The sequence below is a fragment of the Palleronia pelagia genome (genome assembly GCF_900110115.1).
In the GTDB taxonomy this organism is placed as follows: Bacteria; Pseudomonadota; Alphaproteobacteria; order Rhodobacterales; family Rhodobacteraceae; genus Palleronia; species Palleronia pelagia.
The window spans coordinates 26,352-45,380 of the sequence record NZ_FOCM01000001.1 but is presented as its reverse complement, the minus strand read 5'-3'; the positions used below and the strand labels follow the sequence as shown (position 1 = coordinate 45,380).

Genomic DNA, 19,029 nt, shown 5'->3' with positions numbered 1-19,029 from the left:
GCACGGCCGCCCGTCGGGGCGCAATGTAGAGGACATCGGCGGCAGGGAAAACCGCGCAATCATGCGATGATCCCATTTGTCGCGCGCATTTTCCACACCGCGCCCGCCGATTGGCCGCAGCGCGGCGGTCGGGATCAATCCCTGAGCAGGCGCCCCGCCGGGGTGCCGCGCGCGATTTCCTCGCGCCCGATCTTGCAGTAGCCCGAGGTCTGGCCGGGTACGGCGCCGCGGGCCTGCAGCTCGGCGTTGACCTCGGCGCGCAGGGCGTCCTTGGCGGCGTCGTTGTCTTCCAGCGCCTTCACGTCGGCCTCGGTGTAGCCCTGCTCGCGGGCGTATTGCTCGAGGTCCTTCAGGGCCGAGTAGGCCCGGATCAGCCGGGGGGAAATCTGCGGGCAGTTCTTGCGGATCTCGTCCGCGAGGCCAATCGCATAGAAGCCATCCCGCACCACCTGGTTCTGCTCGAGCGGAACCTGCTGGGCGGTCGCGGCCTGCCCGCCCAGGGCAAGCGCAGCGGCAAGGAAAAGGGATCTCGTAATTTTCATGGTCGTCTCCGGCGGCAACAGAATCAAGGGTCCGCACACATCAGCACCCGATCAGATAAAGGGGGGATGCTGCGCCCGCAATACAGACGACGCATTCGTGACCTGTGCGATAGCTTGCGGATCAGCGCGCCGCGCAGCGTCCCGAGACGACGGCCGTGCCGTCGGAATCGTAGCGAACGACCCAGTCCTCGGGCCCGCCATCGGTGCGCCAGTCGATCACCGAAGACCCGAAGCGGCGCAGGCAGTGGCGCGTGGCCGGAAAGCGCGCCGACTCGCGCCAGGCCTCGATCGGCGCGCCGCGCGTTGCGACAGAAACCGTGAATTCGGGCGATCGCCTGTCGCCGTTGAGATTCGCGCCATAGGGAAGCGGCGTCTCGGGCTGCCATGTTGAGAACGGGTTGAGCCGTTGCACCGTGCCGCACCCGGCCAGCCCTGCGCATAGCAGCAAGATTATGGACAGCCGTGGCGTCACAAGATCACTCCCCTTACGCGGCTGCCCGCCGCACTCCCCTGCACTAGCGCGGCTTGGATCAAAGCGCAATTCCGCAGCGCGGACTAGCCCGCGAGGGCCGCGCGCATCGCGATGTTGTAAATGAATCCGCGGCTGTATTCATCCATGGTCAGCGTACCGTCGCCGTCCAGATCGGCGAAATCGAAGGCCCGGTCAAAGCCGTTTTTGTGTTCGTCGGGCGCGATCACGCCATCGCTGTCGCGGTCGAAAATGTCGAAGATGATCGCCTGCGCGGTGTCATAGGCCTGCTGGCGGCCACGAAACTCGGCGATCTCGGTCATGCCAAGCCGGAACGACGCGATCTCGTCCAGCACCAACCGTTCATCGCCGTCCCGGTCCAGCGTCTCGAACACGACGTCACCATAGGCCGCCAGTTCGTCCGGGCTGATGGCCTGGTCGTGGTTCGTGTCGATCGCGAAACCGATAAGCTCGATCTGCGCCTGCGCCGCGTCCGCCGGTGCCTGCGCCACGGCGGGCAGGCCCAGCAGGATCGCGGTGGCAAGCGCCAGACTGCAGCGGATCATTCCGCCGCCACGGCTGGACGGGCCCCGCCGCGCTTGTGCGTGATGCGGTCCTCGATCTCGTGCCGGAAGTGACGGATCAGGCCCTGGATCGGCCAGGCGGCCGCATCGCCCAGGGCGCAGATCGTGTGGCCTTCGACCTGCTTGGTCACGTCCAGCAGCATGTCGATCTCGGAGGGGTCCGCCTCGCCCTTCACCAGCCGGTCCATGACCCGCATCATCCAGCCCGTGCCTTCGCGGCAGGGCGTGCACTGGCCGCAGCTCTCGTGCTTGTAGAAGGCCGAGAACCGCCAGATCGCCTTGATCATGTCCACCGACTGATCCATCACGATGACCGCCGCGGTGCCGAGGCCCGACCGCTGCTCGCGCAGCCAGTCGAAATCCATGATCGCCTCTTCCCGCATGATCTTGGCGGGCAGGCACGGCACCGAGGACCCACCCGGCACGACAGCCTTAAGGTTGTCCCAGCCGCCGCGGATGCCGCCGCAATGCTTCTCGATCAGCTCTTCGAAGGTGATCGACATGGCCTCTTCGACCACGCACGGGTTATTGACGTGGCCCGAGATGGCGAAAAGCTTGGTGCCCTTGTTGTTGTCGCGCCCGAACGAGCTGAACCACGATGCGCCGCGGCGCAGGATGGTGGGCACGACCGCGATGGATTCCACGTTGTTCACCGTGGTCGGGCAGCCGTAAAGGCCCGCCCCCGCCGGGAACGGCGGCTTCATGCGGGGCATGCCCTTCTTGCCCTCGAGGCTTTCCAGGAGGGCCGTCTCCTCGCCGCAGATATAGGCGCCCGCGCCGTGGACGAGGTACAGGTCGAAATCCCAGCCCGACCCGGCGGCGTTCTTGCCCAGCAGCCCGTCGTCGTAGGCCGCGTCGATGGCGTTTTGCAGCGCCTCTTTCTCGCGGATGTATTCGCCCCGGATGTAGATGTAGCAGGCATGCGCGTTCATCGCGAAGCTGGCGATCAGGCATCCCTCGATCAGGGTATGCGGATCGTGGCGCATGATCTCGCGGTCCTTGCAGGTGCCCGGCTCGGATTCGTCGGCATTGACGACCAGGTAGGACGGGCGCCCGTCGGATTCCTTGGGCATGAACGACCACTTCAGCCCGGTGGGGAAGCCCGCGCCGCCGCGACCGCGCAGGCCGCTGTCCTTCATCTCCTGCACGATCCAGTCGCGGCCCTTCTTGATCAGGTCGGCCGTGCCGTCCCAGTGCCCGCGCGACTTCGCGCCCGCCAGGCTACGGTCCTTGCGGCCGTAGATATTGGTGAAGATGCGGTCCTTGTCGTCCAGCATGGTCTCTCGATCCTCGATCCTCGGCGGCCCGGTCCGGGCCACCCGTCGTTGCAATTCGGTGCCGGGTGCGCGCTGCGGGCTACCCGTCGTGTTCCTGGCTGCGGCGCCAGATCTGGTATGTGACCACCAGCGCCCAGACGAAAGCCGCAAGCGCCGCCAGGTCGAACAGGAAGACGAAGCGCGCGGGCAATCCCAGCCGGCCGCCGATGAACTGTGCGCCCATCCACAGCACCATGGTCACCGCCATGACGATGCCCACGTTGCGCGCCCTGCGCCCCAGGGCCAGGTCCTTCGGCCGCTTGCCGTCAGACATGGCACGAATACCGGGCGGCCGCGATGGGACCATCTGCCGCCCGACCCGTCATGCCGACCCGTTCTCGGACTTCTTCGAGAACTCGGTCTCGCCGCCCGCGGCAAGGATCCTTGCCTGGCTCACCCATTCGTCGCGGCTGGCGCGGCCCTTGAAACCTTCGAGGTTGTCATCGACCCAGGCCAGCTCGGGGTCCGACCAGTTCGCGATCTGGTCGAAATGATAGATGCCCATGTCGTGCAGCATCGCCTCGAGCTTGGGTCCGACACCCTTGATCTTCTTCAGGTCGTCGGGGCCGTCGCCGCGCGGCGCGTCGAGGCGCGTGGGCTCGGTCCCGGGCGAGCTGTCGGTATCGGTCTTGGTGTCCCCATCGTTGAAGGGCGTGCCCGACTGGTCGACGCCGTGGGCATTCGAAACGTTCTCCGCCGCGCCCGCAGCCGCCCCGGGCTTTTCGTAGCGCCAGTCGCCCTTGCGCGCGGCCAGCTCCTCTTCCCCCTTCAGAAGCGTGCCGGTCTTGACCTTGTGGCCCGCGCTGCCGGGCTCGACCCCAGCGGTTCCGGCCGGGCGGGTCACGTCGCCCAGCTTGCCGTCGGGTGACGGCGTCAACGCGGCGGTTTTGGGAGCCGCCTCGACCGGTGAAGCGTCCTTGCCGTGGAAGCCCGAGAACAGGAAAACCGCCGCGGCCCCCGCGATCACGATCGCCATGAAAATCGCCGGGGACAGCGTGAAGCCCCCCACCACCACAAGTGCAACGGCTGCGACGAATCCGATACCGCCGGAGATTGCCCCAACCAGCAGCATGGATCCCTGTGATTGCTTGCTCATCTTCACTCCATCCCTCTTTGCGTGGCCGCTTTTCGACCCTGGGATCAGTATCTAGCGCGAAATCAGTCGTCTGTCGCCCCACCTGCCGCGAGAATGCGTGCCTGGCCCACCCAGTCATCGCGGATCACGCGGCCCTTGAAGCCGTCGAGGTTGCGATCGACCCAGGCGATTTCGGCCGGCGTCCAGGCCGCGACCTGGTCGAAATGGTGGAATCCCATCTCGTGCAGAAGCTCTTCCAGCTTGGGTCCCACGCCCTTGATCCGCTTCAGGTCATCCGCGCCACCGTCGCGCGGGGCATCCATGCCGGCGGGACGCTGCTCGTCGCCCTCGGCCACGTTCTCGGCAGCGGCGTTGTCGGCGCCACTATCTGCCGACAGCGGGCCCGTGCCCTCGCCCATCCGCTCGCGCCCCTCGCCCGGCTCGCCCGCAGCCGATCCGGCGGGCTTCATGCCGTCCTTCTCGGCCCGCTCGGGCGCGTCGGCGACGCTGCCCTCCTCGGGGCGGCCGAGATTCTTCTCGTCGGTTTCCTGCTTGGTCATGCCTTCGTCGCTGACCGGCGTGTTGGCGGCGGGCTGCTTGCCCGGCGTGGGTTCGTCGATCCCGCCCTTGGGGCCCAGCATGTCGTCGCGCACCTTGGGCGGGGTCGCCGCGCCCGGCTGTTTCAGGTCGCGCCAGGGGGCGCGCAGCGGCACCTCGGTGCCGTCGATCCGTTTCAGCGTGTCGCCGATCTCGGTCGCAAGCGCGACGCTGGCATTGCTGTCGTGGTCGGGCTCACCGCCCAGGCTGGTCAGGCCCGAGGCGGGTTCCGACGCGCGGCGGCCGGATTGCGGTCCGGGGGTCGGCACCTCGCCCGCGGCCATCCGATCGATGAGAGTCGCGAAGCTCTCGGTCGTCAGGTCCTCGTAATAGTCCTTGCCGATTTGGGCCATGGGCGCGTTCGAACAGGCCCCGAGGCATTCGACCTCTTCCCACGAAAACTTGCCGTCCGCGCTCAGCTGATGGGGCTTCTTCGCGATTTTGTCCTTGCAGACCGCGATCAGGTCCTCGGCCCCGCAGATCATGCAGGACGTGGTGCCGCAGACCTGGATATGCGCAACGGAACCAACGGGTTGCAGCTGGAACATGAAGTAGAAGGTCGCCACCTCGAGCACGCGGATATAGGCCATGTCGAGCATCCGGGCGACCTCTTCCATCGCCGGGCGGGTCAGCCAGCCCTCCTGCTCCTGCGCGCGCCACAGAAGCGGAATCACCGCGCTGGCCTGGCGGCCATCGGGATACTTGGTGATCTGCGCCTCGGCCCATTCCTGGTTGGCGGGCGTGAAGGCAAAGCTTTCGGGCTGGTCGGGGTGAAGGCGGCGAAGCATTACGGTGTCCTGTCAGCTCAGTTGATGGCGGCGGCGCGGCACAGCCGATCCGTCAGGATCGCCCGGCGGCCGACCACTGAAACGGCGCCGCTGTCGTATAACGGTTGGATGATGGCTTGCAACTGCGCCTCGGCCAGACCGGTTTTCGCCGTGATGTCGGGGACCTGGCGTGCGTCCAACGTGCAGTCGTTGCGTGCGAATTCGGCGACCAGCTGATCCTTGGGCGTCATCGCAGTTCCTTCGGGCGGACACAGCGACGGAGGCACGCTCAGACGGCCCATGGCATCCTCGGTCGCGGTGCCGTCCAGAAGCAGGCCAGTCAGCGTCTCACGTACGAATTCAGGGGTGAAACCTTCGGGACCGAACGTGTCCGCCACCTCCTGCGGGCCGACCGAACATCCACGCTCGGCCAAGACGGCGAACAGCGCCTCTTCGGTCTGCTCGGCCGCGGCCGCCATGGGCAGGCCGCAAGCCAGGGCCGCGATGCATATTCCGCGCATCAACGGTCGATTTCGCCGAAGACCACGTCCAGCGTCCCGATGATCGCCGAGACATCGGCCAGCTGGTGCCCTTTCGAGATATGATCCATGGCCTGCAGGTGCAGATACCCGGGCGCGCGCAGCTTGGCGCGATAGGGCCGGTTCGTGCCGTCGGCCACCATGTAGACGCCGAACTCGCCCTTCGGCGCCTCGACCGCGGCATAGGCCTGCCCCGCGGGCACGTGGAAGCCCTCGGTGTACAGCTTGAAGTGGTGGATCAGCGCTTCCATCGAGGTTTTCATGTCGCCGCGCGTCGGCGGGCTGAGCTTGCCACGATGCATGATCGGGCCCTGCCCGTCCTCGGCGCGAAGCTTCTCGCAGGCCTGGCGGATGATCTTCACGCTTTCGCGCATCTCGGCCATGCGGACGAGGTACCGGTCGTAGCAGTCGCCGTTCTTGCCCACGGGGATCTGGAAGTCGAACTCGTCGTAGCACTCGTAGGGCTGGGCGCGACGCAGGTCCCAGGCCAATCCCGACCCGCGCACCATGACGCCCGAGAAGCCCCAGTCCTGGATTTCCTGTTCGTTGACGATCCCGATATCGGCGTTGCGCTGCTTGAAGATGCGGTTCTCGGTCAGCAGCTCGTCGATATCGTCCATGACCTTTAGGAACGGGTCGCACCACGCCTCGATGTCGTCGATCAGCTCGGGCGGCAGGTCCTGGTGGACGCCGCCGGGACGGAAATACGCGGCGTGCAGCCGGGCCCCGCAGGCGCGTTCGTAGAAGACCATGAGCTTCTCACGCTCCTCGAAGCCCCAGAGCGGCGGGGTCAACGCGCCCACGTCCATGGCCTGCGTCGTGACGTTCAGCAGGTGCGACAGGATGCGGCCGATTTCCGAGTAAAGCACGCGGATCAGCGACGCGCGGCGCGGCACCTCGGTGCCGGTCAGCTTCTCGATCGCCAGGCACCAGGCGTGCTCCTGGTTCATGGGCGATACGTAGTCCAGCCGGTCCAGGTAGGGCAGGTTCTGAAGATACGTGCGGCTTTCCATCAATTTCTCGGTCCCGCGGTGCAGCAGGCCGATATGCGGGTCGCAGCGCTCGACGATTTCGCCGTCCAGCTCGAGCACCAGCCGCAAAACACCATGCGCCGCAGGGTGTTGCGGGCCGAAGTTGATGTTGAAGTTGCGGATTTTCTGCTCGCCCGTCAGGGCATCTTCGAATTTCTGGTCTTTCATGATCCTCGACCTCCAGCGGGTGCGCGGGCCCTATCGGGCCTCGGGCGCAGCATGTGTCAAAGGCGACGCGCGCACCGCGTCAGCCCTGTGCCTCGGCCTTGTCGTCGCCGGGCAGAACGTAATTGGCGCCCTCCCACGGGCTCATGAAATCGAACTGGCGGTATTCCTGGACAAGACTCACCGGCTCGTAGACCACGCGCTTGGTCACCTCGTCATACCGCACCTCGGTATAGCCGGTGGTGGGGAAATCCTTGCGCAGCGGGTGCCCGCGGAAGCCGTAATCGGTCAGCAGGCGGCGCAGGTCGGGATGGCCCGCGAAGAGCACGCCGAACATGTCGAAGACCTCGCGCTCGAACCAGTTGGCCGAGGGGTGCACGTTGATGATCGACGGCGCGATCTCGTCCTCGCGCACCTCGGCCTTCAGGCGGATGCGGTGGTTCTGGTACATCGACAGGAAGTGGTAGACGAGGTCGAACCGCGCCTCGCGCGAGGGGTAGTCCACGGCGGTCAGGTCGACCAGCGTGGAGAACTGGCAGGTGCGGTCGGTCTTCAGGAACTCGACCATGCTGACAAGGCTCGACAGCGCCACGTGCACCGTCAGCTCGCCCAGCGCGATTTCGTAATCTAGTACGCAATCGGGGCGCTTTGACTTGATGTGCTCGCCCAGGTTTTCCAGGTTCTCGGCCATGTTGCCCCCCTTAGCGGCTGATCGTGCCGGTGCGGCGGATCTTGCGCTGCAATTGCAGGATTCCGTATAGCAGCGCCTCGGCCGTCGGCGGGCAGCCGGGCACGTAGATGTCGACGGGAATGACGCGGTCGCAGCCGCGCACCACCGAGTAGCTGTAGTGATAGTAGCCACCGCCATTGGCGCAGCTGCCCATGGAGATCACGTAACGCGGCTCGGGCATCTGGTCGTAGACCTTGCGCAGCGCGGGCGCCATCTTGTTGGTCAGCGTGCCCGCGACGATCATGACGTCCGACTGGCGCGGAGAGGCGCGCGGCGCGACCCCGAAGCGTTCGGCGTCGTAGCGCGGCATCGAGGTGTGCATCATCTCGACCGCGCAGCAGGCCAGCCCGAAGGTCATCCAGTGAAGCGAGCCGGTGCGCGCCCAGTTGATGATGTCCTCGGACGTGGTGACGAGAAAGCCCTTGTCCTGCAGTTCCCGGTTCAGCGTCTGGGTCGCAACCTCGCGGTCGGCCCCGGCTGTATTGGCTCCGTAAGGATTGGCGGGGGTGGCAACACCCATGTGACATCTCCGGTTGCTGATCTTTTGCGGGCGTCGGTGACTGCCCTGTCATTGCAAATCTAGGTAGTCGCAAAGGACCATAGCGTCAACGCGCCCCCGCTGCGTCAATCCCGCCGGACCCGCGGCGCCACGCCGCCTTGCCGGGCAAGGCAAAGGGGCCAGATGCCGCGCATGAACAGCCTGACCGACACCCTTTCGCCGCTGCTGGCCACCATCGCCCGGCGCGAAGCCGTGCTTTTTCGCGACATTGGATGGATTTTGCTGGCCTTCAGCCTGTTCGCCTTCGCACAGAAACTGGTCGTCGTGCCCGATCGGATCGAAAGATACACGCCGCTGGTCACGCTGCACGGCGCGGTGATGCTGGGCTGGCTGGGACTGTTCACCCTGCAGGCCGAATTGCAAGCGCACGGGCGCATGGGCTGGCACAAGACCCTCGGCATCTTCAGCACGCTGCTCGTCGGGGTCGCGGTCTGGACCGGGTTCATCGTCAGCCGCGAGTTCTCGGGCGAGGCCGATATGATCGAGGTGTTCCTGGCGAATCTGGTCCACCTGTCCGGCCTCGCGATCTTCTGGGCTGCCGGGGTCGTGGCCGCAATCCGGCACCGCATCGACATCCACCGCCGAATGATGCTGCTGGCCGCGCTGGCCATCCTGTCGCCGCCGATCAGCCGGGTGACCCAGACGCTCGGGCTGCCCAACGGCATGGCGGCGGGGCTGCACCTGGGGCTGGTCCTTGCGCTGCCCGCGATCTACGACCTCGCCACGCGGGGCCGGCTGCACCGCGCCACGCTTGCAGCTTTCACGGTCATCTTCGTGCTGTCGGGCCTGGCGGCGGCCGCCGGAGTGATCCCGCCGTTGAACGCGGCCGTGTCGGCCTATCTGGGGCTGTCCTGAAACGAAAAACGCCGCCCCGGGGGACGGCGTCTCGATCAATTCGATAGGGCAGGATCACTCCCACTCGAGCGCGCCCTTCTTCCATTCGTAAGCAAAGCCCACGGTCAGCACACCCAGGAAGACCATCATCGACCAGAAGGCCGCGTCGGTCATCACGTTGAAGCTGACCGCCCACGGGAACAGGAAGGCGATCTCGAGGTCGAAGATGATGAACAGGATCGACACGAGGTAGAACCGCACGTCGAACTTCATCCGCGCGTCGTCGAAGGCGTTGAAGCCGCATTCGTAGGCGCTGACCTTCTCGGCATCGGGGTTGCGCACGGCCAGGATGGCGGCCGCCAGGATCAGGATAAGGCCAAGGGCGACAGCCAGGCCCAGCAGGATCATGATGGGCAGGTATTCGCGGGACAGGACGACATCCATGGGATCGGACACCTTCTGGGTTGCGGCGCCGGACCCGGCGCGGTTGTCTTTTGCCTAGCCTCCAGGCGGCCGGGCGTCAACGTGGCAGGGGCGCGCGCGCCCGGCGCAAGGCTCACTCCCAGGGGGGGTAGAAGTCACGCTCGAACAGCAGCTCGGCCCCCTCCGGCGGCAAGGCGCTCTGGAAGGTTTCACGCTCGGTGATCTGGTCGTACCAGCGTTTGACCTCGGGGAAGCCGTCGAGCGGGGCAAAGTGCCGCGCCATGTAGACCGCCTGCCCCACCGAGATGTCGGCGGCCGAAAACCCGCTGGTCAGCAGGTAGTCCCGATTCTCGACCGGGGTCGACAGCCGGCCCTCGATCGCCGCGTAGCATTTCTTCAGCCGCGCGGCCTCGATCTTCATCACCGTGGGCGAGCGCATGGAGTCCTCGTAGAGGATCACGTGCTGCTGGGTCAGCGCCGCGGCATGCTGGCTGATGGTCTCGGCGAAATGCACCCAGGTCAGGAATTCCGGCCGGTCGATATCGCCCGGCGGACGGCCCAGCCCGTGTTCCGGAAAGCGTTCGCACAGAACCTCGGTGATGGCGCCGCTTTCCCAGATCACGTCGCCGTCCAGTTCCAGAGCGGGCACGCGGCCGGCAGGGTTCAGTGACAGGTATTCGGGATCACGCAGGGACTGGTCGAAAGGCCGCACGCGCAGCTGGAACTCGACATCCAGCTCGTGCAGCAGCCACAGGATCCGCATGGACCGGGTCTGGTGGCAATGGTGCAGGGTGATCATCTCGGGCTCCGTCGCGGCACTCGCGCGGACGCTACCAGCGCCCCGCGCGGGATGCCACCGCACAGCGGCTCATATCTCGGCGAGCCGGATCAGCGCGTCACCGGCTGCCACCTGGCTGCCCTGATTGACCAGAATTTCGGCAATCTTCCCCGCGCGTTCGGCCCGCAGCACGTGCTCCATCTTCATCGCTTCGAGCACGGCCAGCGCGTCGCCTATGGCCACATCGGCGCCCTCGGCCACGTGAACGGCGCGCAAGAGGCCCGGCATGGGGGCCTGGACGACGTCGGCCCCCGGCCCCGCCGCCGCGTCGCGGTCGAGAGGGTCGATCACGCGGAAGGCATGGCCGGGGCCGGACGGCACCACGACCAGCGCGCCGGACCGCAGCGCAGCAGGCATGCGCCGCCCGTCGACCCACCACGCGTCGCCTTGCCACAGTAGACGCACCGGGCCGTCCGGCATCCCGGAAACCACGCGCGACTGCCCGGCCTCGCAAAGCACTGTCAGCATCAGGCTGTCGTCGCCATGGGCCAGCACCACCGGTTGGCCGACCCCCTTCCACAACGCAAAGCCCTGTAGACGATCACCCGTCGTCCCCAGCCCAAGCGCGGCTAGGGCGGCCATCGCGATCTCGGCGCCGCCGGGCGCGGGCGTTTGCGTCAACGCCGCGAGGTCGCGGTCGATCAGCCCGGTATCGACCTGCCCCGCGGAAAAGCCTTCGTGGTCCACCAACGCCTGGAGGAAGGCCTTGTTGGTCACCGTGCCGCCCACCACCAGGCTTTCCAGCCCCCGGGCCATGCGACCAAGCGCGGCGTCACGGGTGTCGCCGTGGGCGATCAGCTTGGCGATCATCGGGTCGTAATGGGGGCTGATCGTGTCGCCTTCGCGCACGCCGGTCTCGACCCTCAGCCCCTCGGGGAAGCGCAGGGCGGCCAGTGTCCCGGTCGCCGGCAGGAAGCCCGCGGCGACATCCTCGGCATAAAGCCGCACCTCGACCGCGTGGCCCCGGATCGCGAGGGCATCCTGCGCCACCGGCAGCCCCTCGCCCGCCGCGACGCGCAGCTGCCATTCCACCAGGTCATGGCCGGTGATCGCCTCGGTCACAGGGTGCTCGACCTGAAGGCGGGTGTTCATTTCCATGAAATAGAAGCTGTCCTCGTCCAGCGTGCCGCCATCGACGATGAACTCGACGGTTCCGGCGCCAGCATAGCCGATGGCCTCGGCGGCCCGCACGGCCGCCGCGCCCATGGCAGCGCGCACGCTCTCGGACATGCCCGGCGCGGGCGCTTCTTCCACCACCTTCTGGTGGCGCCGCTGAAGCGAGCAGTCACGTTCGAACAGGTGCAGCGCGTGGATGCCGTCGCCGAAGACCTGCACCTCGATATGGCGCGGGCGGGACACGAACTTCTCGACCAGCACGGCGTCGTTGCCGAAGGCATTCCGCGCCTCGGACCGGGCGCTTTCCAGCGCGGCGGCGAAGTCCGCCGCCCGGTCGACGCGGCGCATCCCCTTGCCGCCGCCGCCCGCCACGGCCTTGATCAGCACGGGGTATCCGATCTCGTCCGCCGCCTTGGCCAGGGTATCGGCCTCCTGGTTTGATCCATGGTATCCCGGCACGACAGGCACGCCCGCCTCGACCATCAACGCCTTGGCGGCGTCCTTGAGGCCCATCGCGCGGATCGCGTCCGCCGACGGGCCGATGAAGACCAGCCCGGCGGCCTCGACGGCATCGACGAAATCCGGGTTCTCGCTCAGGAAGCCGTAGCCGGGATGGATTGCCTCGGCCCCCGTCGCCAGCGCCGCCGCGATGATGGCGTCGCCGCGCAGGTAGCTTTCGGCCGGCGCCGCGCCGCCGATATGCACCGCGCGGTCGGCCATGCAGACGTGGCGCGCGCCCGCGTCGGCGTCGGAATAGACGGCAACGGTCGCGATGCCCAGCCGGCGGCAGGTGTCGATGACGCGGCAGGCGATCTCGCCGCGATTGGCGATCAGGATGGTGCGGAACACGTCTCACTCCTTCGCGGGGCGTCCCGCAGCAATTCTTCGGCCTCGGCCACGACGCGGGCCAATATGTCGGCTGCGGGCAAACGGTCGCCGATCAGGCCCACGGCCTCGCCCACCACGGGGCTGGTGGCTTCGGCGTCGCCGGATTGCATGGCCCGGACCCAGCCCGCACGGGCATCCGCGTCGTCGCGCAGCGCGGCGCCACGACCGGCCCAGCGATCGGTGAACGCCGTGCGCAACGTGCGGATGGCGTAGGCGCCCGGCCAGTTCAGCCCCCGCGCGGCATCGGGCAGGTCGCCCTTGACGGTGCGGTCGCCATCGGCCGCCAGCGCGGCGTCCACCAGGCCGGGGGCCACCAGCGCCTCGGACGCCGCCCAGAACCGGCTGCCCAGCATCACGCCATCGGCCCCCAGCATCAGCGCGGCGGCCATCCCGCGCCCGTCCGCGATGCCGCCCGCGGCCACGAGCACGACATTCGGCGCCTCGGCGGCCAGCAGGTCGGCGATCTCTGGCACCAGCGCCATGGTCCCTCGCGCCGCGCCGTGGCCGCCCGCCTCGCCGCCCTGCGCGACGAGCACGGCCGCCCCCGCCGCGATGGCCCGGCGGGCGTGGGCCACGCCTTGCACCTGGCAGATCAGCGGCACGTCCGCCGCGTGGATCGCGTCCGCGAACGGCATCGGGTCGCCGAAGGACAGCAACAGCGCGCGCGGCCGCAAGTCCAGGGCCCTCTCCAGCGCTTGTGGCGTCAGCGACCAGGTGATGAACCCCACGCCCACCGGCGCATCGGCCAGCGCCATCTCGCGCACGACGGCATCCGGGTCACCGTAGCCCCCGCCGACAAGCCCGAGCCCCCCCGCCCGGCTGACCGCCGCGGCCAGCGCGCCGCCGGACACGCCCGCCATGGGCGCCAGAACCACAGGTACCTCAAGCCCGAACAACTCCGACAGCCGGGACCGGATCATGCCCACACCCCGCGGGCCCTGCGCCGAACAGCCGATCCGTCCCGCCCGCCCGCGGCATCACTGGTCTTCAAATACTCACGGCGCACCGCCCGGAAGCAGCGCGGCATCACCGCGATGTCCTGCCGCCCGCAATCCATCCTCACATCCGGAACACGCCGAAGCGCGTCTCGGGGATCGGCGCGTTGCACGCGGCCGCAAGGCTCAGCGACAGCACGTCGCGCGCGCGGCGCGGATCGATCACGCCATCGTCCCAGAGCCGGGCACTGGCATAAAGCGGATGCGACTGCCGCTCGAACTGGTCCTCGATGGGCGCCTTGAACGCGGCCTCGTCCTCGGCCGACCAGCTCTCGCCGCGCGCCTCCTTCTGGGCGCGCGTCACGGTCGCCAGCACGCCCGCGGCCTGCGGACCGCCCATGGTCGAGATCCGGCTGTTCGGCCACGTCCACAGGAACCGCGGCGAATAGGCCCGGCCGGCCATACCGTAATTGCCCGCCCCGAAGCTGCCGCCGATCAGCATGGTGATTTTCGGAACCGACGTGGTGCTCACGGCGGTCACCAGCTTCGCGCCATGCCGGGCGATGCCCTCGTTCTCGTAGCGCTGGCCGACCATGAAGCCGGTGATGTTCTGCAGGAAAACCAGGGGGATGCGCCGTTGAGAACACAGCTCGACGAAATGCGCGCCCTTCTGCGCGGCCTCGGAGAACAGCACGCCGTTATTGGCGACGATGCCCACCGGCCAGCCGTCCACATGGGCAAAACCGCAGACCAGCGTGTCGCCGAACCGCGCCTTGAACGGATCGAAGCGCGAGCCGTCCACCAGCCGCGCGATGACCTCGTGCACGTCGTAGGGCGTGGTCAGCGCCTTCGGCACGACCCCCAGCAACTCGGCGGGATCATAGGCCGGGGCCTCCGGCGTTTGCCGCGCCACCGTGACCTGCGGCGCGGCCCCGAGGCTCGCCACCGCCTGCCGCGCCAGCGCCAGCGCGTGGGCATCGTCCTCGGCCAGCGCGTCGGCAACGCCCGACAGCCGCGTGTGCACGTCGCCGCCGCCCAGGGCTTCGGCATCCACGACCTCGCCGGTGGCCATCTTCACCAGCGGCGGGCCGGCCAGGAAGATGGTGCCCTGATCGCGCACGATGATGGTCACGTCCGACATGGCCGGCACGTAGGCGCCCCCGGCGGTGCAGGACCCCATGACCACTGCAATCTGGGCGATACCCGCCGCGCTCATCCGCGCCTGGTTGTAGAAGATGCGCCCGAAATGATCCCGGTCGGGGAACACGTCGTCCTGCAACGTCAGGTTCGCGCCGCCCGAATCCACGAGGTAGATGCAGGGCAGTGCATTCTGCTCGGCGATTTCCTGGGCGCGCAGGTGCTTCTTCACCGTCATGGGGGTGTAGGTCCCGCCCTTCACGGTGGCGTCGTTGGCCAGCACCATGCATTGCCGCCCGGCGACCCGTCCCACCCCGGCGATGGCGCCCGCCGCAGGGGCCGCACCGTCATACATGCCGTGGGCCGCGGTCAGGCCGACCTCGAGGAACGGCGACCCGGGGTCCAGCATCCCCGCGACCCGGTCGCGCGGCGCCATCTTGCCCCGCGCCACGTGGCGCGCGCGCGCGCGTTCGCCGCCGCCCGCCATGGCCGTGTCGGCAGCCGCGCGGACCTGCTCGAGCAAGCCCAGGTGGTGCGCTTCGTTCTCGCGAAACGCGGCCGATCCGGTCAGGATCTTCGATCTGATCTGCAACCGAATTCCTCCCAAAGCCCGGCGAGCCGCAGGTTAGGCGGGGGCGCCGACAGCGGCAAGGCCCCGCGGGCCGGTCCGACGCCGTGTCCGCCCGTCCCGGCCCTGCAAACGGTCAGCGGCTCCTGCCGCATCACTGGTCCGCAAATACCTCGGCGCTCCCTCCGAGCCAAAGCGCGTGCGAAGCGGGGCGCGCTTCTTTCATCATCGCCGGTCTTCTTTTACTCATCCGGTCCAGCCGCCCGGCTCAGATCCCCGCCTCGGGCAGGTCGATCTCGAAGCCCAGGCGCGACACGCCGATCACCCGCCGCTCGGGGCCGTCGCAGGTGATGCGCAGCCAGACCCTCCCCTGGCCCGGCACGGCGACACATTGCGCGACCCGCCCCCCGGTCTCTTCCGCCCAGCGCTCGGCGTGGAGGGCGATCACCGCGCCCTCGTCCAGGCGGACCGCGCGCAGTCCCAGCACCAGACCGAGGCCAAGCGCCGTGGCGGCCAGCGCGACCAGCACCACGACCACCGGTCCGCGCCTCATCCCATCCGGGCCATGAGTTCGCGGCCCACCAGCATGCGCCGGATCTCGGAGGTGCCGGCGCCGATCTCCATGAGCTTGGCATCGCGGAAGATGCGGGCCACGGGGGCGTCGGCGAGGAATCCTGCGCCGCCCAGCGCCTGCACCGCCTGGTGGGCGACCTTCATCGCCTCCTCGCTGGCGTAAAGCACACAAGCCGCCGCGTCCTGCCGGGTGACGCGGCCCGCGTCGCAGGCGCGCGCAACCTCGTAGACATAGGCCCGCGCGCTGTTCATGGCGGTATACATGTCCGCGATCTTGCCCTGCATCAGCTGGAAATCCCCGATCCGCTGACCGAATTGCTTGCGCTCGGCCATGTAGGGCATCACCTCGTCCAGGCAGGCGGCCATGATGCCGGTGCCGATCCCCGACAGCACGACCCGTTCGTAATCCAGCCCCGACATCAGCACGGCGACGCCGCCCCCCTCTTCGCCCAGGACGTTCTCGAACGGCACCTCGACCGCGTCGAAGATCAGCTCGGCCGTGTTCGACCCACGCATCCCCAGCTTGTCGAAATGCGACGAGGTGGTGAAGCCGGTCATGGTCTTCTCGATCAGGAAGGCCGTGATCCCGCGCGATTTCGCCTCGGGGTCGGTCTTGGCATAGACCACCAGCGTGTCGGCGTCGGGGCCGTTGGTGATCCAGTACTTCGTGCCCGACAGGCGGTAGTGATCGTTGCGCTTCTCGGCCTTCAGCGACATCGACACCACGTCCGACCCCGCCCCCGCCTCGGACATGGCCAAAGCGCCCACGTTCTGCCCCGAGATCAGCGCGGGCAGATACCGCGCCTTCTGCTCGGCCGTGCCGTTCAGCGCGATCTGGTTCACGCAGAGGTTTGAATGCGCGCCATAGCTCAGGCTGACCGAGGCGCTGGCGCGCGCGATTTCCTCCACCGCGATCACGTGGGCCAGGTATCCCATCCCCGCGCCACCCTCGGCCTCGGGGACGGTGATACCCAGCAGGCCCAGCTCGCCCATCTCGGGCCAGAGCTCGGGCGGGAAGCTGTTCGAGCGGTCGATCTCGGCCGCCATGGGTTTCACCCGCTCCTGCGCCCAGGCGTGCACCATGTCGCGCATGGCGTTGATGTCCTCGCCCAGATCGAACGTCATCGAGCCCGTGAACATGCCCGCTCCTCCCTTTGGTTTCCGCCACAGTATCGCCGGCGCCGCCGGGCGCAAATTTTCGATCCGAAAATTTGGCCGCTCAGCCCAGAAGGCGGTCCACGAGGTCGGGCAGGTCGTCGAAATGATCCAGCAGCGCCTCGGGCGCAAGGCGCGCGATGTCGCGGCCCTCGGGGCCGAAGGTGACCAGCACCGACGGCACGCCCGCGTTGCGCGACGTGGTGCGGTCGGTCTCGGTATCGCCCACCAAAAGCGTGCGTTCTCGCGCGCCGCCGGCCAGGTCCACCGCCTCCCACAAATGCGCGGGATCCGGCTTGCGCACCGGCAGGCTGTCGGCGCCCACCAGCGGGCCGAAATGGTCGCGCACACCCAGCGCGCGCAGCAGCTTGTCGGCCAGCCCGAAGGGCTTGTTGGTGGCGATGCCCAGCGCGACGCCGCGCCCGCGCAGGGCCTCGGCGGCCTCGACCGCGCCGGGATAGAGGCGGGAATGCACGCACACCGCCCGGTCGTAATGGGCCAGCAGGCCCGGGTACTCGCGATCGACCACCGTCTCGTCCACCGCACCGGTCCGCCCCAGGCCCAGCCGCAGCATGGCGCGCGCACCGCGGAAGGCGGTGGCCTTGTCGGCCTCCGGGTCCAGCAGGTCGCCCAGCCCCATGTCGCGGAACGACGCGTTCGCGGCGGCGATCAGGTCGGCGCCGGTGTCGACCAGCGTGCCGTCGAGGTCGAAGATCACGGTCTGTCGCGATGCGCTCATGCCAAGGTAACTCGGCGAAACGGGTTGTGATGGCAAGCGGGATTGCACCCCGGCGCGGCCTGCGGCACACAACCGCAAGATCCACGGGAAAGGGTGCCGATGCCGTCTCATCTTGTCGTTCTGGCCGCGGGCGCGGGCACGCGGATGCAATCGGACCTGCCGAAGGTCCTGCACCAGATCGGCCACGCGCCGCTCTTCGCCCATGCACTGGCCTCGGCCGTCACGCTCGAGCCGGGACGCCGGGTGCTGGTCGCGGGACACGGCGCGGACGCGGTGCGCAAGGCCGCCGCCGAGACCGATCCCGACCTCCAGGTGGTTCTGCAATCCGAACAACTGGGCACCGGCCATGCCGTGGCGCAGGCGCGCGCGGCGCTGGAGGGGGCCGAGGGCGATGTCTTCGTGCTTTACGGCGACACGCCCTTCATCCGTCCCGAAACGCTGACCCGGATGGCCGAGGCCCGCCGCGACGGCGCCGCCGTCGTCGTGCTGGGCTTCGAGGCCGCCGACCCGGGCCGCTATGGCCGGCTGAAGATGGCGGGCGACCGGCTTGAGGCCATCGTCGAGTTCAAGGACGCGACCGAGGACGAGCGGGCCATCACGCTTTGCAACTCGGGCGTCATCTGCGCCGATGCGGCCGTGCTGTTCGACCTGATCGACGCGGTGGGCAACGACAACGCCAGCGGCGAATACTACCTGACCGACATCGTCGCCATCGCCCGCGCGCAGGGCATGCACGCCACCGCCGTGACCTGCCCCGAGGCCGAGACGATGGGCATCAACACCCGCGCCGAGCTTGCCCGGGCCGAGGCGCTGTTCCAGTCCCGCAAGCGCGACGCGGCGCTGGAGAACGGCGTCACGCTGACCGCGCCGGACACCGTCTACTTCGCCCACGATACCGAGCTGGGCCGCGATGCGGTGGTCGAGCCGCACGTGGTCTTCGGCCCCGGCGTGACGGTCGAGTCGGGCGCGACCATCCGCGCCTTCAGCCACCTGGAGGGCTGCCACGTGGGCGCCGACGCGGTGGTCGGCCCCTACGCCCGCCTGCGCCCCGGCGCCGAGCTGGGCAATGGCGCGAAGGTCGGCAATTTCGTCGAGATCAAGTCGGCCGAGCTGGGCGAAGGCGCAAAGGTCAACCATCTCAGCTATATCGGCGACGCCCGCGTGGGCGCGGCCGCGAATATCGGGGCGGGTACCATCACCTGCAACTACGACGGGGTCTTCAAGCACCAGACCACGATCGGGGAACGGGCCTTCATCGGGTCGAACACCATGCTGGTCGCCCCGGTCAAGGTCGGCGACGAGGCGATGACCGGCTCGGGCTCGGTCATCACGTCGGACGTGCCCGACGGCGCGCTGGCCCTTGGCCGGGCGCGTCAGTTGAACAAGGACGGCTTCGCCCGCAAGCTGATGGCGCGGCTGAAGGCCGCGAAAAGCAAGAGGACCAACTAG

At 68.3% G+C, this 19,029-nt stretch carries 21 protein-coding genes; 2 read left to right on the top strand and 19 right to left on the bottom strand.

Features of this window, described 5'->3' with window-relative positions; all coding sequences use genetic code 11:
* Positions 1-134: 134 nt before the first annotated feature.
* The 11 genes from BMX96_RS00225 to BMX96_RS00175 form a co-directional block, all read right to left on the bottom strand.
* The gene (locus BMX96_RS00225; RefSeq protein ID WP_091842921.1) at positions 135-542 is read right to left on the bottom strand and encodes a DUF5333 domain-containing protein; all 408 of its coding nucleotides are present in this window, start codon (positions 540-542) and stop codon (positions 135-137) included.
* 121 nt (positions 543-663) lie between these two features.
* Positions 664-954, bottom strand: a complete 291-nt coding sequence (locus BMX96_RS00220; protein ID WP_091842918.1) for a hypothetical protein — start codon at positions 952-954, stop codon at positions 664-666.
* A 143-nt stretch (positions 955-1,097) separates the two neighbouring features.
* Complete coding sequence (locus BMX96_RS00215; RefSeq protein ID WP_091842915.1) at positions 1,098-1,577, bottom strand: EF-hand domain-containing protein; 480 nt, start codon at positions 1,575-1,577, stop codon at positions 1,098-1,100.
* Positions 1,574-2,872 carry an NADH-quinone oxidoreductase subunit NuoF gene (gene nuoF / locus BMX96_RS00210; protein WP_091842913.1) on the bottom strand — a complete coding sequence of 433 codons (1,299 nt, stop codon included), beginning with the start codon at positions 2,870-2,872 and terminating at the stop codon, positions 1,574-1,576. Before nuoF ends, BMX96_RS00215 begins: the two co-directional genes overlap by 4 nt.
* A gap of 79 nt (positions 2,873-2,951) precedes the next feature.
* Positions 2,952-3,185 carry a DUF5337 domain-containing protein gene (locus tag BMX96_RS00205; RefSeq protein ID WP_091842910.1) on the bottom strand — a complete coding sequence of 78 codons (234 nt, stop codon included), beginning with the start codon at positions 3,183-3,185 and terminating at the stop codon, positions 2,952-2,954.
* Positions 3,186-3,233: 48 nt separating this feature from the next.
* Positions 3,234-4,007: an endonuclease gene (locus BMX96_RS19790; protein ID WP_236736900.1), complete on the bottom strand. Its 774-nt coding sequence runs from the start codon at positions 4,005-4,007 to the stop codon at positions 3,234-3,236.
* 62 nt (positions 4,008-4,069) lie between these two features.
* A complete protein-coding gene (locus tag BMX96_RS00195) occupies positions 4,070-5,371 on the bottom strand; it encodes an NADH-quinone oxidoreductase subunit E (RefSeq protein WP_091842907.1) in 1,302 nt (433 codons plus the stop codon).
* 17 nt (positions 5,372-5,388) lie between these two features.
* On the bottom strand, positions 5,389-5,871 hold the full coding sequence (locus tag BMX96_RS00190) for a hypothetical protein (protein ID WP_091842904.1): 483 nt from the start codon (positions 5,869-5,871) through the stop codon (positions 5,389-5,391).
* Positions 5,871-7,088 carry an NADH-quinone oxidoreductase subunit D gene (locus tag BMX96_RS00185; protein ID WP_091842901.1) on the bottom strand — a complete coding sequence of 406 codons (1,218 nt, stop codon included), beginning with the start codon at positions 7,086-7,088 and terminating at the stop codon, positions 5,871-5,873. Before BMX96_RS00185 ends, BMX96_RS00190 begins: the two co-directional genes overlap by 1 nt.
* A gap of 79 nt (positions 7,089-7,167) precedes the next feature.
* Complete coding sequence (locus BMX96_RS00180) at positions 7,168-7,776, bottom strand: NADH-quinone oxidoreductase subunit C (RefSeq protein ID WP_073128856.1); 609 nt, start codon at positions 7,774-7,776, stop codon at positions 7,168-7,170.
* A 10-nt stretch (positions 7,777-7,786) separates the two neighbouring features.
* Complete coding sequence (locus tag BMX96_RS00175; protein WP_073128855.1) at positions 7,787-8,335, bottom strand: NuoB/complex I 20 kDa subunit family protein; 549 nt, start codon at positions 8,333-8,335, stop codon at positions 7,787-7,789.
* 171 nt (positions 8,336-8,506) lie between these two features.
* On the opposite strand from BMX96_RS00175, the gene BMX96_RS00170 reads away from it, so the two are divergent.
* Positions 8,507-9,229 (top strand): hypothetical protein, encoded by a 723-nt coding sequence (locus BMX96_RS00170; protein ID WP_139209890.1) that lies wholly within the window; start codon positions 8,507-8,509, stop codon positions 9,227-9,229.
* A 54-nt stretch (positions 9,230-9,283) separates the two neighbouring features.
* On the opposite strand, the gene ndhC is transcribed toward BMX96_RS00170, so the two are convergent.
* The 8 genes from ndhC to BMX96_RS00130 form a co-directional block, all read right to left on the bottom strand.
* Positions 9,284-9,652: an NADH-quinone oxidoreductase subunit A gene (gene ndhC, locus BMX96_RS00165; RefSeq protein ID WP_073128967.1), complete on the bottom strand. Its 369-nt coding sequence runs from the start codon at positions 9,650-9,652 to the stop codon at positions 9,284-9,286.
* A 112-nt stretch (positions 9,653-9,764) separates the two neighbouring features.
* Positions 9,765-10,430 carry a glutathione S-transferase family protein gene (locus BMX96_RS00160; RefSeq protein ID WP_073128853.1) on the bottom strand — a complete coding sequence of 222 codons (666 nt, stop codon included), beginning with the start codon at positions 10,428-10,430 and terminating at the stop codon, positions 9,765-9,767.
* A gap of 69 nt (positions 10,431-10,499) precedes the next feature.
* Complete coding sequence (locus tag BMX96_RS00155) at positions 10,500-12,434, bottom strand: acetyl/propionyl/methylcrotonyl-CoA carboxylase subunit alpha (protein ID WP_091842896.1); 1,935 nt, start codon at positions 12,432-12,434, stop codon at positions 10,500-10,502.
* Positions 12,416-13,393, bottom strand: coding sequence for an NAD(P)H-dependent flavin oxidoreductase (locus tag BMX96_RS00150; RefSeq protein ID WP_091842892.1), 978 nt, complete (start codon positions 13,391-13,393; stop codon positions 12,416-12,418). The genes BMX96_RS00155 and BMX96_RS00150 overlap by 19 nt, the downstream gene beginning before the upstream one ends.
* A 139-nt stretch (positions 13,394-13,532) precedes the next feature.
* Complete coding sequence (locus tag BMX96_RS00145) at positions 13,533-15,137, bottom strand: carboxyl transferase domain-containing protein (protein WP_091842890.1); 1,605 nt, start codon at positions 15,135-15,137, stop codon at positions 13,533-13,535.
* A 244-nt stretch (positions 15,138-15,381) separates the two neighbouring features.
* Positions 15,382-15,666 carry a hypothetical protein gene (locus BMX96_RS00140; RefSeq protein WP_139209888.1) on the bottom strand — a complete coding sequence of 95 codons (285 nt, stop codon included), beginning with the start codon at positions 15,664-15,666 and terminating at the stop codon, positions 15,382-15,384.
* The gene (locus tag BMX96_RS00135) at positions 15,663-16,826 is read right to left on the bottom strand and encodes an acyl-CoA dehydrogenase family protein (RefSeq protein WP_091842884.1); all 1,164 of its coding nucleotides are present in this window, start codon (positions 16,824-16,826) and stop codon (positions 15,663-15,665) included. Before BMX96_RS00135 ends, BMX96_RS00140 begins: the two co-directional genes overlap by 4 nt.
* A 79-nt stretch (positions 16,827-16,905) precedes the next feature.
* A complete protein-coding gene (locus BMX96_RS00130) occupies positions 16,906-17,580 on the bottom strand; it encodes an HAD-IA family hydrolase (RefSeq protein WP_091842882.1) in 675 nt (224 codons plus the stop codon).
* Between the two features lie 99 nt (positions 17,581-17,679).
* Here BMX96_RS00130 and glmU point away from each other — a divergent pair, with 99 nt between their 5' ends.
* A complete protein-coding gene (glmU, locus tag BMX96_RS00125; protein ID WP_091842878.1) occupies positions 17,680-19,029 on the top strand; it encodes a bifunctional UDP-N-acetylglucosamine diphosphorylase/glucosamine-1-phosphate N-acetyltransferase GlmU in 1,350 nt (449 codons plus the stop codon).

Coding starts and splice junctions, on each gene's coding strand:
- BMX96_RS00190 (WP_091842904.1), bottom strand. CDS start 5,871: ATGCGCGGAATATGCATCGCGGCCCTGGCTTGCGGCCTGCCCATGGCG.
- BMX96_RS00215 (WP_091842915.1), bottom strand. CDS start 1,577: ATGATCCGCTGCAGTCTGGCGCTTGCCACCGCGATCCTGCTGGGCCTG.
- BMX96_RS00225 (WP_091842921.1), bottom strand. CDS start 542: ATGAAAATTACGAGATCCCTTTTCCTTGCCGCTGCGCTTGCCCTGGGC.
- BMX96_RS00150 (WP_091842892.1), bottom strand. CDS start 13,393: ATGATCCGGTCCCGGCTGTCGGAGTTGTTCGGGCTTGAGGTACCTGTG.
- BMX96_RS00180 (WP_073128856.1), bottom strand. CDS start 7,776: ATGGCCGAGAACCTGGAAAACCTGGGCGAGCACATCAAGTCAAAGCGC.
- BMX96_RS00160 (WP_073128853.1), bottom strand. CDS start 10,430: ATGATCACCCTGCACCATTGCCACCAGACCCGGTCCATGCGGATCCTG.
- glmU (WP_091842878.1), top strand. CDS start 17,680: ATGCCGTCTCATCTTGTCGTTCTGGCCGCGGGCGCGGGCACGCGGATG.
- nuoF (WP_091842913.1), bottom strand. CDS start 2,872: ATGCTGGACGACAAGGACCGCATCTTCACCAATATCTACGGCCGCAAG.
- BMX96_RS00135 (WP_091842884.1), bottom strand. CDS start 16,826: ATGTTCACGGGCTCGATGACGTTCGATCTGGGCGAGGACATCAACGCC.
- ndhC (WP_073128967.1), bottom strand. CDS start 9,652: ATGGATGTCGTCCTGTCCCGCGAATACCTGCCCATCATGATCCTGCTG.
- BMX96_RS00140 (WP_139209888.1), bottom strand. CDS start 15,666: ATGAGGCGCGGACCGGTGGTCGTGGTGCTGGTCGCGCTGGCCGCCACG.
- BMX96_RS00130 (WP_091842882.1), bottom strand. CDS start 17,580: ATGAGCGCATCGCGACAGACCGTGATCTTCGACCTCGACGGCACGCTG.
- BMX96_RS19790 (WP_236736900.1), bottom strand. CDS start 4,007: ATGAGCAAGCAATCACAGGGATCCATGCTGCTGGTTGGGGCAATCTCC.
- BMX96_RS00170 (WP_139209890.1), top strand. CDS start 8,507: ATGAACAGCCTGACCGACACCCTTTCGCCGCTGCTGGCCACCATCGCC.
- BMX96_RS00205 (WP_091842910.1), bottom strand. CDS start 3,185: ATGTCTGACGGCAAGCGGCCGAAGGACCTGGCCCTGGGGCGCAGGGCG.
- BMX96_RS00185 (WP_091842901.1), bottom strand. CDS start 7,088: ATGAAAGACCAGAAATTCGAAGATGCCCTGACGGGCGAGCAGAAAATC.
- BMX96_RS00175 (WP_073128855.1), bottom strand. CDS start 8,335: ATGGGTGTTGCCACCCCCGCCAATCCTTACGGAGCCAATACAGCCGGG.
- BMX96_RS00195 (WP_091842907.1), bottom strand. CDS start 5,371: ATGCTTCGCCGCCTTCACCCCGACCAGCCCGAAAGCTTTGCCTTCACG.